The organism is Pseudomonas poae (assembly GCF_001439785.1).
GTDB lineage: Bacteria > Pseudomonadota > Gammaproteobacteria > Pseudomonadales > Pseudomonadaceae > Aquipseudomonas > Aquipseudomonas poae.
In genome coordinates this window covers 370,496-383,796 of the sequence record NZ_JYLI01000002.1, presented here as the reverse complement: position 1 = coordinate 383,796, position 13,301 = coordinate 370,496, and the positions used below count along the sequence as shown (strand labels likewise).

11 protein-coding genes and 1 tRNA gene are annotated in these 13,301 nt (G+C 61.1%); 11 read left to right on the top strand and 1 reads right to left on the bottom strand.

Going from position 1 to position 13,301, the window contains the following annotated elements:
* Positions 1-112: 112 nt before the first annotated feature.
* From TU75_RS03425 to pqqE, 11 genes are all read left to right on the top strand, one after another.
* Complete coding sequence (locus tag TU75_RS03425; RefSeq protein WP_060548206.1) at positions 113-3,856, top strand: EAL domain-containing protein; 3,744 nt, start codon at positions 113-115, stop codon at positions 3,854-3,856.
* A 15-nt stretch (positions 3,857-3,871) separates the two neighbouring features.
* Positions 3,872-3,948, top strand: a tRNA-Ile gene (locus TU75_RS03420).
* 170 nt (positions 3,949-4,118) lie between these two features.
* Positions 4,119-4,565 carry an Lrp/AsnC family transcriptional regulator gene (locus TU75_RS03415; protein WP_003232633.1) on the top strand — a complete coding sequence of 149 codons (447 nt, stop codon included), beginning with the start codon at positions 4,119-4,121 and terminating at the stop codon, positions 4,563-4,565.
* Between the two features lie 146 nt (positions 4,566-4,711).
* Complete coding sequence (locus TU75_RS03410; RefSeq protein ID WP_003232635.1) at positions 4,712-6,415, top strand: flavin monoamine oxidase family protein; 1,704 nt, start codon at positions 4,712-4,714, stop codon at positions 6,413-6,415.
* A gap of 24 nt (positions 6,416-6,439) precedes the next feature.
* Entirely contained in the window at positions 6,440-7,234 is a 795-nt protein-coding gene (locus TU75_RS03405; RefSeq protein ID WP_003232636.1) for a carbon-nitrogen hydrolase family protein, read from the top strand.
* A 48-nt stretch (positions 7,235-7,282) separates the two neighbouring features.
* Complete coding sequence (pqqF, locus tag TU75_RS03400; RefSeq protein WP_060548205.1) at positions 7,283-9,622, top strand: pyrroloquinoline quinone biosynthesis protein PqqF; 2,340 nt, start codon at positions 7,283-7,285, stop codon at positions 9,620-9,622.
* A gap of 156 nt (positions 9,623-9,778) precedes the next feature.
* A complete protein-coding gene (gene pqqA, locus TU75_RS26225; RefSeq protein ID WP_003194766.1) occupies positions 9,779-9,853 on the top strand; it encodes a pyrroloquinoline quinone precursor peptide PqqA in 75 nt (24 codons plus the stop codon).
* Positions 9,854-9,924: 71 nt separating this feature from the next.
* Positions 9,925-10,836 (top strand): pyrroloquinoline quinone biosynthesis protein PqqB, encoded by a 912-nt coding sequence (pqqB, locus tag TU75_RS03395; protein ID WP_060548204.1) that lies wholly within the window; start codon positions 9,925-9,927, stop codon positions 10,834-10,836.
* Positions 10,837-10,847: 11 nt separating this feature from the next.
* Positions 10,848-11,600 carry a pyrroloquinoline-quinone synthase PqqC gene (pqqC, locus tag TU75_RS03390; RefSeq protein ID WP_003232641.1) on the top strand — a complete coding sequence of 251 codons (753 nt, stop codon included), beginning with the start codon at positions 10,848-10,850 and terminating at the stop codon, positions 11,598-11,600.
* Entirely contained in the window at positions 11,597-11,872 is a 276-nt protein-coding gene (pqqD, locus tag TU75_RS03385; protein ID WP_003232643.1) for a pyrroloquinoline quinone biosynthesis peptide chaperone PqqD, read from the top strand. Before pqqC ends, pqqD begins: the two co-directional genes overlap by 4 nt.
* A complete protein-coding gene (gene pqqE, locus TU75_RS03380) occupies positions 11,865-12,995 on the top strand; it encodes a pyrroloquinoline quinone biosynthesis protein PqqE (RefSeq protein WP_268975797.1) in 1,131 nt (376 codons plus the stop codon). The genes pqqD and pqqE overlap by 8 nt, the downstream gene beginning before the upstream one ends.
* Positions 12,996-13,135: 140 nt before the next feature.
* On the opposite strand, the gene TU75_RS26220 is transcribed toward pqqE, so the two are convergent.
* Positions 13,136-13,294, bottom strand: a complete 159-nt coding sequence (locus TU75_RS26220; protein ID WP_003194776.1) for a YqaE/Pmp3 family membrane protein — start codon at positions 13,292-13,294, stop codon at positions 13,136-13,138.
* Positions 13,295-13,301: the final 7 nt, after the last annotated feature.

Genomic DNA, 13,301 nt, shown 5'->3' with positions numbered 1-13,301 from the left:
GGGGGTTTTGCTTTCTGCATATTTCTTTCTACTTATTAACAGCTTCCCCCCTCCCTCCCCCCGCAATGCCCGTCTACACTCGAACCATTCCCCGTGCCATAACGAGACCGTTATGCCCAGATTGCCGACCGTGATACTGCTGTCGCTGCTGACCTGGACCGCAACGGCTGGCGCGTTGACGCTTACTGATGAAGAGCGTGGCTGGCTGTCGGACCATCAGGAGCTGAAACTCGGTGTGGACCCTTCATGGCCACCTTTTGAATACCGCGATGAAAATGGCCGCTACCAAGGCCTGGCGGCCGATTATGTTCGCCTGATTCAGGACCGACTGGGCGTCAGGGTCGAATTGATCGAGCCCGGAAGCTGGGGGGCGGTGCTTGAGCAGACCAAACGCAGTCAGCTCGACCTGCTGCCCAGCGTCATGTCCACTCCCGAGCGTCAGAGTTTCATCGCGTTCACGCGGCCCTACCTGGATTTCCCCATCGTCATCCTGGCCCACGAGGGCGGCGCCAAACCGCGCAACCTTCAGGACCTTTATGGGCTGAAAATCGCCGTGGTAGAAAACTACGCACCCCACGAGTTGCTGCGCAACCACCATCCCGACCTCAATCTGGTGGCCATGCCCAATGTCAGCTCGACCCTGCAAGCGCTGGCCACGGACGAGGTGGACGCGGTAGTCGGCGACCTGGCTTCCAGCGTCTGGAGCCTGCGCCAACTCAAGCTTGAAGGCCTGTACGTCAGTGGCGAAACGCCCTACCGCTATCAGTTGGCAATGGGCGTGCCGCGAGACAACAAAATCCTCGTGGGCATCCTCGATAAGGTACTTGCGGACCTCACCCCAGGCGAAACCGAAGCCATTCAGCAACGCTGGGTAGGCGGCATCAGCGATCACCGCACCTTCTGGAACGACCTGCTGACCTACGGCTTGCCCGCCGTGCTGGTGTTGATCACCGTATTAGCCATCGTAATTCAGATCAATCGCCGGCTCAGTTCGGAGATTTCCCGCCGCGTCGCCCTCGAACAGGAACTGCGCAGCAGCGAATACCACTACCGTGGCCTGGTCGAGAGCCTGTCTGCCATCGCCTGGGAAGCCAGCATCACCGATTTCACCTACAGCTACGTGTCGCCCCACGCTGAAAACTTACTCGGCTATCCCCGTGCCCATTGGCTGATCCCAGGCTTCTGGCGCAACATCATCCACCCCGCCGACCTGTCCCGCGCCGAAGCCTATTGCCACCGCGAAACCCGCGCCAACCGTGACCACAGCATCGATTACCGGGTGATCACCGCCGACGGCCATTGCCTGTGGGTGCGTGACATCGTGAGCCTGATCGAACACGGTCACGAACCGGTGCTGCGCGGGTTGATGATCGATATCAGCGAAGCCAAGCGCACAGAAGAGGCCCTGCAGCGCTCGGAGCAAAAATTTGCTTCAGTGTTCCAGCAATGCCCGGACATCCTGGTAATTGCCCGCCTTTCCGACGGTTGCCTGCTGGAAGTCAACAAAGCCTTCGAAGACCAGATTGGCCTGAATGCCGAGCAAGTGCTCGGCAAGGCCGGCACGGAGCTGGATATCTGGGGCATTCCAGGCATCGGCTCGGAGTTGCTGCAACGCGTCCAGACCACCAGCATCCGCAACCTTGAACTGCCCTTTCGGCGCAGCAATGGCCAGGCTTTTGTAGGGCTGATTTCCGCCGAACCGTTCCTGCTCGATACCACCGAGGCCATCGTCGTTGTAGTGCGCGATATCACCCAGCTCAAGGAAACCCAGCAACAACTGCAAACCTCCGAAGAGAAGTTCGCCAAGGCTTTCCATGCCTCGCCAGACGGTCTGTTGCTGAGTCGCCAGCGGGACGGCCTGTTGATTGAGGCCAACGAAGGCTTCAGCCGTCTCACCGGCTACCCCTGCGCCACGCCTCTGGAACACTCCGCCATGGAGTTGGGCATCTGGGTCGACCTCAACGAACGTAAACACATGCTGGAACTGATACGACGCGACGGCTTCGTGCGTGATTTCATTTGCCACATACGACGCAGCGACGGGGAGATCCGGCTCTGCGAAGTGTCCAGCCGGCCCCTGCCCATTGGCGATGAAGCCTGCATACTGACCATCGCCCGCGACATCACCGAACGCCAGTTGATGCAGGAGAAACTGCAACAGGCCGCCACCGTGTTCGAGAGCACCGCCGAAGGCGTGCTGATCACCGACACCTCGCAGAACATCAGCGCAGTCAACCGTGCCTTCAGCGAAATCACCGGCTACAGCGAGGCTGAAGCCCTCGGCCAAACCCCGCGCCTGCTCGCTTCCGGCCAGCACGACAGCGCGTTCTTCGCTGCGATGTGGCACCAGTTGGCCGCCCACGGGCATTGGCAAGGCGAGATCGCCAACCGCCGCAAGGATGGCGAGGTTTACCCCAGCTGGCTGACCATCAACGCCGTGCGTAATCGCGATGATGTGATCACTCACTTCGTTGCCGTGTTCGCCGATATCTCCAGCCTCAAACTTGCCCAGGCCCGCCTTGATTACCAGGCGCACCACGACCCGCTCACCGGCCTGCCCAACCGCACTCTGTTCGAAAGCCGGCTGCAGGCCGCGCTCAATGGTCACCAGGAAACCGGCCAGCAAGGCGCCGTTCTATTCCTCGACCTGGACCGTTTCAAACACATCAACGACAGCCTCGGCCACCCTATCGGCGACCTGCTGCTCAAAGGCATCGCCGTGCGCCTCAAAGAGCAACTGCGTGACATCGACACCGTTGCTCGCCTGGGAGGCGATGAATTCATCATCCTGCTGCCCGGTCTGCAAAACGCCAGCGACGCCGACTACCTGGCCAACAAGCTGCTCGCCTGCTTCACGCAGCCGTTCCAGGCGGGAGAACACGAATTCTTCATCAGTGCCAGCATCGGCACCAGCCTGTACCCCGAGGATGGCACCGACGTCGCTACCCTGGTCAAGAATGCCGACGCCGCCATGTACCGTTCCAAGGCCAAAGGCCGCAACCGGGTCGAAAGCTACACCAGCGACCTGACCACCCAGGCCAGCGAACGCGTGGCACTGGAGCACGAACTGCGCCGCGCCATTGAACGGGACGAACTGAGCCTGTATTACCAACCCAAACTGAGCCTGACGAGCCAGGAGCTGATCGGCGCCGAAGCCCTGATCCGCTGGCACCACCCCACTTTTGGCGAAGTGCCGCCCGAGCACTTCATCGCCCTGGCCGAAGAAAACGGCACCATCCTGCAGATCGGCGACTGGGTACTGGAACAGGCCTGCCAGCAGCTGCAGGCCTGGCAAGGCACCTTCGACACATTCGGCCCGCTGTCAGTCAACCTCGCCGGCGCCCAACTGCGCAGTCCCAACCTGCTGGCACGCATTGAACAACTGCTGCACGACTACCACCTCGAACCGAGCTGCCTGCAACTGGAGATCACCGAAAACTTCATCATGAGCCAGACCGAGGAAGCCCTGGGCGTGCTGCATCAGCTCAAACACCTCGGCGTGCAACTGGCAATCGACGACTTCGGCACAGGCTACTCCTCCCTCAGCTACCTCAAGCGCCTGCCCCTGGACTTCCTGAAAATCGACCAATCCTTCGTCCGCGGCCTGCCCGACGACCCGCACGACGCCGCCATCGTCCGCGCCATCATCGCCCTGGGCCACAGCATGCAATTCACCATCATCGCCGAGGGCGTGGAGAACGCGGCGCAACAGGAATTTCTGGCGGCAGAAGGGTGCGAACAGATGCAGGGCTACATCGTCAGCCTGCCACTACCGCCGCAGCTTTTTGCCGACGCGTTTCTTCGTACGAAGATTGAGAACTTTACGGATGGCACAGTGAAGAAACCGTCGTTATAATCCGCGACCTACTGAGGGCCTATAGCTCAGTTGGTTAGAGCAGGGGACTCATAATCCCTTGGTCGTAGGTTCGAGTCCTACTGGGCCCACCATACTCAAAGCCGCGCATTGCGCGGCTTTCGTCGTTTTTGGCCTCTGGAATTTCAGCGTGAATTTCCGCCGTAAACGCCAAAGTGTCCAGAAAGTGTCCACGCCCGTCTCGCTGACATCCCCATACAAGCCTGTAACATGCCCCCAAACGCCCCTCATCCCGGAGCCCCCTTTGGCCACCCTAGACGAAATCGACCGCCAACTGATCGCCGCGCTGCAACTCAACGCCCGCGAAAGCGTGGCCATGCTCGCACGGCAACTTGGCATCGCGCGCACTACGGTCACTTCCCGCCTGGCGCGGCTGGAGAAAACCCAGGTAATCACCGGGTACGGCGTGCGCCTCAGTCAACGCGTCGCCGATGGGGGTTTGCAGGCGTATGTTGGCATCACCGTGCAACCGCGCTCCGGCAAAGAAGTGCTGCGCAAACTCAGCGCCATGGCCCAGGTGCAGCAACTCTGCGCCGTCAGCGGCGAGTTCGATTACGTGGCCTGGCTGCGCACCGATTCCCCGGAGCAACTCGACCAACTGCTCGACCAGATCGGCAGTGTCGACGGTGTTGAAAAAACCACCACGTCGATCATCCTCAGCAACAAACTGGATCGCGCACAACCAATTTGATCAATCATCTCGTCATATTGGCCAAAACCAGCTCAATATGACGGCACATTGCGTCTTATTAATAACCTCTGCGCTCCCTAAACTGGCTGCCATCTTTTCCTATACTCAGCGGGTCGCGTCCCGTCGAGTCGTCCACAAGGTCAGCCATGAGCATTCCGTCCAGCACCCTCAGCAAGACCCTTCGCCACCCCGCCGACGGCAAAAAACCGATCACGATCTTCGGTCCGGATTTTCCGTTTGCCTTTGATGACTGGATCGAGCACCCGGCTGGCCTGGGCAGTATTCCTGCCGCCAATCATGGCGCCGAGGTGGCGATCGTCGGCGCGGGGATTGCCGGGTTGGTCGCGGCCTATGAGCTGATGAAGCTGGGCCTCAAGCCGGTGGTGTACGAAGCCTCGAAAATGGGCGGCCGTTTGCGCTCCCAGGCGTTTGAAGGCGCCGAGGGCATTATTGCGGAGCTGGGCGGCATGCGGTTTCCGGTGTCGTCCACGGCGTTCTATCACTATGTGGACAAGTTGGGGCTGGAAACCAAACCCTTCCCCAACCCACTCACGCCGGCCTCCGGCAGCACGGTGATTGATCTGGAAGGTGAGACTCACTACGCGCAGAAACTCTCGGACTTGCCGGCGCTGTTCCAGGAAGTGGCCGACGCCTGGGCCGATGCGCTGGAGGCCGGTTCGCAGTTCGGCGATATCCAGCAGGCGATCCGCGACCGCGATGTGCCGCGTCTGAAGGCACTATGGAACAAGCTCGTGCCGCTGTGGGACGACCGCACCTTCTATGATTTCGTGGCCACTTCGAAGGCGTTCGCCAAATTGTCATTCCACCATCGCGAAGTGTTTGGCCAGGTGGGTTTCGGCACGGGCGGCTGGGATTCGGACTTTCCCAACTCGATGCTGGAGATCTTTCGCGTGGTGATGACCAACTGCGACGATCACCAGCACCTGGTGGTCGGCGGCGTGGCGCAGGTGCCCATGGGCATCTGGCGTCATGTGCCGCAGCGTTGCGCCCATTGGCCGGCCGGCACCAGCCTCAGCTCATTGCACTGCGGCGCGCCACGAGCCGGGGTCAAGCGCATTGCCCATGCGGCGGATGGCCGTTTCGCAGTGACCGACAATTACGGTGATACCCGCGAGTACGCTGCGGTGCTCACCACCTGCCAGAGCTGGCTGCTGACCACGCAGATCGAATGCGATGAAACCCTGTTTTCGCAAAAGATGTGGATGGCCCTGGACCGCACGCGCTACATGCAGTCGTCTAAAACCTTCGTGATGGTCGACCGCCCGTTCTGGAAGGACAAGGACCCGGAAACCGGCCGCGACCTGATGAGCATGACCCTCACCGACCGTCTGACCCGTGGCACTTACCTGTTCGACAATGGCGACGACAAGCCGGGCGTCATCTGCCTATCGTACTCGTGGATGAGCGACGCGCTGAAAATGCTGCCGCAGCCCATCGACAAGCGGGTGAAACTGGCGCTGGACGCCCTGAACAAGATCTATCCGAAAGTTGACATCAAGGCGCGCATCATCGGCGATCCGATCACCGTGTCCTGGGAAGCCGACCCGCATTTCCTCGGTGCCTTCAAGGGCGCATTGCCCGGCCACTATCGCTACAACCAGCGGATGTACGCGCACTTCATGCAGAAGGACATGCCCGCCGAGCAGCGTGGGATTTTTATCGCCGGCGACGATGTGTCCTGGACGCCTGCGTGGGTCGAAGGCGCGGTGCAAACCTCCCTCAACGCGGTGTGGGGCATCATGAATCACTTTGGTGGCAGCACTCACCCCGAGAACCCGGGCCCGGGTGATGTGTTTGCTGAAATCGGGCCGATTGCCCTGCCTGAATAACTGCCCGAATCAAGGAGCTGGGTCATGCGTGTCGCCCTGTATCAATGCCCGCCACTGCCGCTGGACGTGTCCGGCAACCTAAAGCGCCTGCATCAGGTGGCGCAAGAGGCGGCCGGCGCCGATGTGCTGGTGCTGCCGGAGATGTTCCTCAGCGGCTACAACATTGGCGTCGAAGCGGCAGGCGCCCTGGCCGAGGCGCAGGACGGGGATTCTGCGCAGGCCATTGCCGAGATTGCGCGAAACGCAGGGTTGGCGATTGTGTACGGTTACCCGGAGCGCGCCGAAGATGGCCAGATCTACAACGCCGTGCAGTTGATCGATGCGCAGGGTCAGCGTCTGTGCAACTACCGCAAGACGCACCTGTTCGGCGACCTCGACCGTTCGATGTTCAGCGCCGGCGGCGATGATTTTCCGCTGGTGGAACTCAACGGCTGGAAGCTGGGACTGCTGATTTGCTATGACCTCGAGTTCCCGGAAAACACCCGGCGCCTGGCCCTGGCCGGGGCCGAGCTGATCCTGGTGCCCACGGCCAACATGGTGCCGTTCGACTTTGTGGCTGACGTCACGGTGCGGGCGCGGGCTTTCGAAAACCAGTGCTATGTGGCCTACGCCAATTATTGCGGGCATGAAGGCGAGATTCAGTATTGCGGGCAAAGCAGCATCGCCGCGCCGGACGGTCAGCGTGTCGCCCTGGCAGGATTGGACGAAGCCTTGATCGTGGGCGCGCTGGATCGCCAATCGATTCTCACTGCCCGGGCAGCCAACCATTATCTGCAAGACCGGCGCCCGGAGCTGTATGGCGCGCTGCACAAGCCCTGATCCAGCGGGTTTGTTAGCATAGGCACTTCCCTCGCTTCGGAAGTACCCATGCCCGCGCCGGCCCAATCTCATCCCATCCATCTGACCTTGACCAACGGCCTGTGCGTCTCGTTGCGCCATGCGCCGCGCTTGAAGCGTTGCGCCGCAGCCTTGCGCGTGGCTGCCGGTAGCCATGATGTGCCGTTGGCCTGGCCTGGGCTGGCGCATTTTCTTGAGCATTTGTTGTTCCTGGGGACCGAGCGCTTTCCTGCAAGCGAAGGGTTGATGGCCTATGTGCAGCGACACGGTGGGCAGGTCAACGCCAGCACTCGCGAGCGCACCACCGACTTTTTCTTTGAACTCCCGGTATTGACCTTTGCCGATGGGCTGGAACGGCTGGCAGACATGCTGACCCATCCTCGGCTGACTACCGAAGACCAGCTGCGCGAACGGGAAGTGCTGCACGCGGAGTTTATCGCCTGGTCCCAGGATGCGGCTGCGCAGCAGCAAGTGGCGCTTTTGCAGGGCCTGGCGGCCGATCATCCGCTGCGGGGTTTTCACGCAGGCAATCGCGACAGCCTGCCGGTGGAAAACGAGGCCTTCCAACAGGCCTTGCGGGCCTTTCACGCGCATTTTTATCAAAGCGGGCAGATGACGTTGAGCCTTGCAGGCCCCCAGCCGTTGGCAGAGCTCGAAGCGTTGGCGCAGCGCTTCAGTAAAGCCCTGGCTTCAGGCCCCCTGCACCCGCAAAGCGCGCCACCGACGCTGATGTCTGGCCAGGTACGGGGTTATCAACACCTGGCCGGCAATCACTTGTATCAGGTCATTTGCTGCGAAGCCCCTCGCGAAGCCCTGGAATTTCTGTCTACCTGGCTCAACGCATCGGCACCGGGCGGACTGCTGGCCGAGCTGAAAACGCAGCAACTGGCCACCGCGCTGCACGCCTCAGCGCCGTACGACTTTGCGGGGCAGGCGCTGCTGGTTATCGACTTCACCGTCGAGACTCAAGAAACGACGCAGATCGAGGCACTGCTGCACGATTGGCTAAGTTTTTTCGCCCACAGTGACTGGACGTCCTTGCGCGAAGAGTTCGCCCTGCTGGCCGCTCGCCAACAGCAGACCCAGGGCGCACTGGCACTGGCCCGCAACCACAGTGAAGCACTGTCGGAACCTGCGGTCGCAGCACTCAAGGCCATGCTCGACTCACTGCACCTGCCAAGGTCCCAACACAAGTGGCAGCTTGCTCCCAACAACCCATTCCTGCGTCCCCCCATCAAGGAGGAGCGTGCAGGCCTGATTCGCGGCCAGACCAGTGCCCACCGTGGGTTGCGCACCTTTGCCCAGGATCGTTCACGGGGCCGCAAAGACGTATCGGCGCTGACGTTCAGCCATGCGATGACCACTGACAGCGATGAAGGCGCGCTGTATCTGCAATGGCGCCTCAAGGCGGGCGCCCCTGAGCTGGGCAGCACGTCGCAGGCATTGCGCGAAAATGCCGGCCAGGCCGGCGTCGAATTGTCTTTCGAGGCTACGGGTAATGACTGGCGAGTAAAGATGATTGGTCTTCAACAGCCAATGCCTGCGGTGCTCGAAGCCGTGGCCCATGCGCTGAACCAGCCGCAAGCGCCAGCTCCCGCGCCGGTGCCGATGATCGCTATTCGGGCGCTGCTCAACGCGCTGCCTGAGTACTGTGCCAACGCAACCGCCGCCGATGAGACGCCAGCGTCATGGTCCGACGCCCGCTGGCAAGGCTTGGGTATTGGCCTGACAGCCACGTGCGAGGCAGCAATCAAAGCGGCCGCAGCGCGCTTGCCTGGGCAACCCGCGATCATCGAACGCGACGTGGCAGATCTTGCCGACCAACACCTGTGGCACGCCGTAACAACCGACACGAGCGAAGCCGCCCTGCTGCTGTTCTGCCCCACACCGAGCGGATCCCTGGCCGATGAAGCCGCCTGGCGCCTGCTCAGTCACCTGCTGCAAGCCCCCTTCTACCAACGCCTGCGCGTCGAGCTGCAATTGGGCTACGCCATCTTCAGCGGCGTCCGACAGATCAACGGGCAAACCGGACTGCTGTTTGGTGTGCAATCGCCCACAGCGTCACTGGAAGATATCGTCGAGCACCTGCAAACCTTCCTCCAGCAGTTGCCGGCGTTGATCGAGTGCAGCGACGAGTTGGGCAACCAGCCCTTGGCTGCACAGTTTGCTCCTGAAGCGCTGCCAACCGCCCAAGCCGCGGAGCTGTTATGGCACGCGCATCTGGCAGGCCACCCGTCGGATTACCTGCCGCAGTTGCAACAACGGATTCTGGCCTGCACCCAGGGCGACCTGCTGCAGGCCGCCCGGCAGTTGCAAGATGCGGCTGGCGGCTGGCGCTTTGTCGCCAATGGTCCGCGTGCGATCGGCTGAACAGCGATCATTGCTGCCTTTGCAAAAGGCTTTTTCCATCAAGACAGCGCTAACTTGAAAAGAATTGCGTAACATTCACACGCACACATCTGAACATCTCCGACAGGAGATGGACTATATGTATTACACATCCCATCCCTACGTAGGAGTAAGAACATGACCTGGTCCAAACCTGCTTACACTGATCTGCGCATTGGTTTCGAAGTCACCATGTACTTCGCCAGCCGTTAATTCGCTGGGTAATACAACGCCTCGGTTCGCCCGGGGCGTTTTTGTTTTGAGCTTTGCTTGATGGAGCGGCCATGTTTGTCCAGATTCTAGGTTCCGCCGCCGGCGGTGGTTTCCCGCAGTGGAACTGCAACTGCGTGAACTGCGCAGGTTTTCGCGACGGCAGCCTGCGCGCCCACGCGCGTACCCAGTCATCCATTGCGATCTCCGATGATGGCGTGAATTGGGTGCTGTGCAACGCCTCGCCGGATATCCGCGCGCAGTTGCAGGGCTTTGCGCCGATGCAACCGGGCCGCGCCCTGCGTGACACCGGCATCAGCGCGATCATCCTGATGGACAGCCAGATCGACCACACCACCGGCCTGCTGAGCCTGCGCGAAGGTTGCCCGCACCAGGTGTGGTGTACCGACATGGTTCATGAAGACCTGAGCACCGGCTTTCCGCTGTTCACCATGCTCACCCACTGGAACGGCGGCCTGGCCTGGAACCGCATCGAGCTGGACGCCAGTTTCACCATCCCGGCCTGCCCGAACCTGCGCTTTACCCCGCTGCCGCTGCGCAGCGCCGCGCCACCTTATTCGCCCCATCGCTTCGATCCGCATCCCGGCGACAACATCGGCCTGATCGTCGAAGACCTGCGCGCCGGCGGCAAGCTGTTTTACGCCCCAGGCCTGGGCAAGGTCGATGCGCCGTTGATGGAGATCATGGCCGGCAGTGACTGCCTGCTGGTGGACGGCACGATGTGGGACGACGATGAAATGCAGCGCCGCGGCGTCGGCACGCGCACCGGCCGCGAGATGGGCCACCTGGCGCAGAACGGCCCCGGTGGCATGCTGGAAGTACTTGAACAATTGCCCGAGCAGCGCAAGGTGCTGATCCACATCAACAACACCAATCCGATCCTCGATGAGGACTCACCCGAGCGAGCGGAACTGGCAAGGCGCAATGTCGAAGTGGCTTACGACGGCATGAGCATTGAATTGTAGGAGCGACCGAAATGACTGATACGGCCCTGACCACCGCCGAATTCGAAGCAGCCCTGCGCGCCAAGGGTGCCTTCTACCATATCCATCACCCGTACCACGTGGCGATGTATGAAGGCCGCGCCAGCCGCGAGCAAATCCAGGGTTGGGTCGCCAACCGCTTCTACTATCAGGTGAATATCCCCCTGAAAGACGCCGCGATCCTGGCCAACTGCCCCGACCGCGAAATCCGCCGTGAGTGGATCCAGCGCCTGCTCGACCATGACGGTGCGCCGGGTGAAGATGGCGGTATCGAAGCCTGGCTGCGCCTGGGCCAGGCCGTGGGCCTGGACCCCGACCAGTTGCGCTCCCAGGAACTGGTGCTGCCCGGCGTGCGCTTCGCAGTGGACGCCTACGTCAACTTCGCCCGCCGCGCCAGTTGGCAGGAAGCCGCCAGCAGCTCGCTGACCGAGCTGTTCGCACCGCAAATTCATCAGTCGCGGCTCGACAGCTGGCCCCAGCATTACCCGTGGATCGACCCGGCTGGCTATGAGTATTTCCGGACCCGTCTCGGCCAGGCGCGCCGCGACGTGGAGCACGGCCTGGCGATCACGCTTGAGCACTACACCACCCGCGAAGGCCAGGACCGCATGCTGGAAATCCTGCAATTCAAACTGGACATTCTGTGGAGCATGCTCGACGCCATGAGCATGGCTTACGAACTCAAACGCCCGCCGTATCACAGCGTGACCGAGCAGCGGGTCTGGCATAAAGGGATCACCCTATGAGCTTTGATCGCAGCAGAAAACCCGTGTGGCGCCAGGGCTATCGCTACCAGTACGAGCCTGCGCAAAAAGGCCATGTGCTGCTGTACCCGGAGGGCATGATCAAGCTCAACGAGAGCGCCGCACTGATTGGCGGCTTGATTGATGGCGAGCGCGACGTGGCGACCATCATCGCCGAGCTCGACCAGCAATTTCCCGGCGTGCCTGAACTCGGTGAAGACGTCGAGCAATTCATGGAGGTCGCCCGTGCTGAGCACTGGATCGAACTTGCCTGAAAAACCGCCTGTCGGCCTGCCGCTATGGCTGCTCGCCGAACTGACCTACCGCTGCCCGCTGCAGTGTCCTTACTGCTCTAATCCACTGGATTTTGCCGAGCAGGGCACGGAGCTGACCACGGAGCAGTGGATAAAGGTATTTCGCGAGGCGCGCGAGATGGGTGCTGCTCAGCTGGGATTTTCCGGCGGTGAACCGCTGGTGCGCCAAGACCTTGCCGAACTGATCGGCGAGGCGCGCAAACTCGGGTTCTACACCAACCTGATCACCTCCGGCATCGGCCTCACCGAACAGAAGATCAGCGACTTCAAGAAAGCCGGCCTCGACCATATCCAGATCAGCTTCCAGGCCAGCGACGAGCAGGTGAACAACCTGCTGGCCGGCTCAAAAAAAGCGTTCGCGCAGAAACTGGAAATGGCCCGCGCCGTAAAAGCTCACGGTTATCCGATGGTGCTGAACTTCGTCACCCATCGGCACAACATCGACAAGATCGACCGCATCATCGAACTGTGCATTGCGCTGGAGGCGGACTTTGTCGAGCTTGCCACCTGCCAGTTCTATGGCTGGGCGCAGCTCAATCGGGTGGGACTGCTGCCGACCCGAGAGCAACTGGTGCGCGCCGAGCGCATCACCAATGAATACCGCGCCAAGCTCGAAGCCGAGGGCCATCCCTGCAAGCTGATCTTTGTGACGCCGGATTATTACGAGGAGCGACCCAAGGCCTGCATGAACGGCTGGGGCAGCATCTTCCTGACCGTCACACCGGACGGCACTGCCCTGCCCTGCCATGGCGCGAGGCAAATGCCGGTGCAGTTCCCCAATGTGCGGGACCACAGCATGCAGCACATCTGGTATGACTCGTTCGGCTTCAATCGTTTTCGCGGCTATGACTGGATGCCCGAGCCGTGCCGTTCATGCGACGAAAAGGAAAAGGACTTCGGCGGCTGCCGCTGTCAGGCGTTCATGCTCACGGGCGATGCCAGCAATGCCGACCCTGTGTGCAGCAAGTCCGAGCACCACGGCATCATCCTGCAAGCACGCGAAGAGGCCGAGCACGCTACTCAGACCATCGAACAACTGGCGTTTCGCAATGAACGCAATTCACGGCTGATCGCAAAAGGCTGAGGGAACTTCAGGAGGTCTAAAAATGTGGGAGGGGGCTTGCCCCCGACAGCGGTGTTTCAGTCAACATATCAGTGACTGCTCCACTGCCATCGGGAGCAAGCACCCTCCCACATTTGATATTCGGCGCAATAGCGCAGACCTCAACGCTTGGCGATGATGTACACCGCATGGATGATGCCGGGGAAGTAACCGCACAGGGTCAACAGGATGTTCAGCCAGAACGCGCCGCCGAAACCTACTTGCAGGAACACACCCAGTGGCGGCAGCAGAATGGCGATGATGATGCGAATGATGTCCATGGGTCAG

Coding starts and splice junctions, on each gene's coding strand:
- TU75_RS03425 (WP_060548206.1), top strand. CDS start 113: ATGCCCAGATTGCCGACCGTGATACTGCTGTCGCTGCTGACCTGGACC.
- TU75_RS03410 (WP_003232635.1), top strand. CDS start 4,712: ATGAGCATTCCGTCCAGCACCCTCAGCAAGACCCTTCGCCACCCCGCC.
- TU75_RS03405 (WP_003232636.1), top strand. CDS start 6,440: ATGCGTGTCGCCCTGTATCAATGCCCGCCACTGCCGCTGGACGTGTCC.
- pqqF (WP_060548205.1), top strand. CDS start 7,283: ATGCCCGCGCCGGCCCAATCTCATCCCATCCATCTGACCTTGACCAAC.
- pqqB (WP_060548204.1), top strand. CDS start 9,925: ATGTTTGTCCAGATTCTAGGTTCCGCCGCCGGCGGTGGTTTCCCGCAG.
- pqqC (WP_003232641.1), top strand. CDS start 10,848: ATGACTGATACGGCCCTGACCACCGCCGAATTCGAAGCAGCCCTGCGC.
- pqqD (WP_003232643.1), top strand. CDS start 11,597: ATGAGCTTTGATCGCAGCAGAAAACCCGTGTGGCGCCAGGGCTATCGC.
- TU75_RS26220 (WP_003194776.1), bottom strand. CDS start 13,294: ATGGACATCATTCGCATCATCATCGCCATTCTGCTGCCGCCACTGGGT.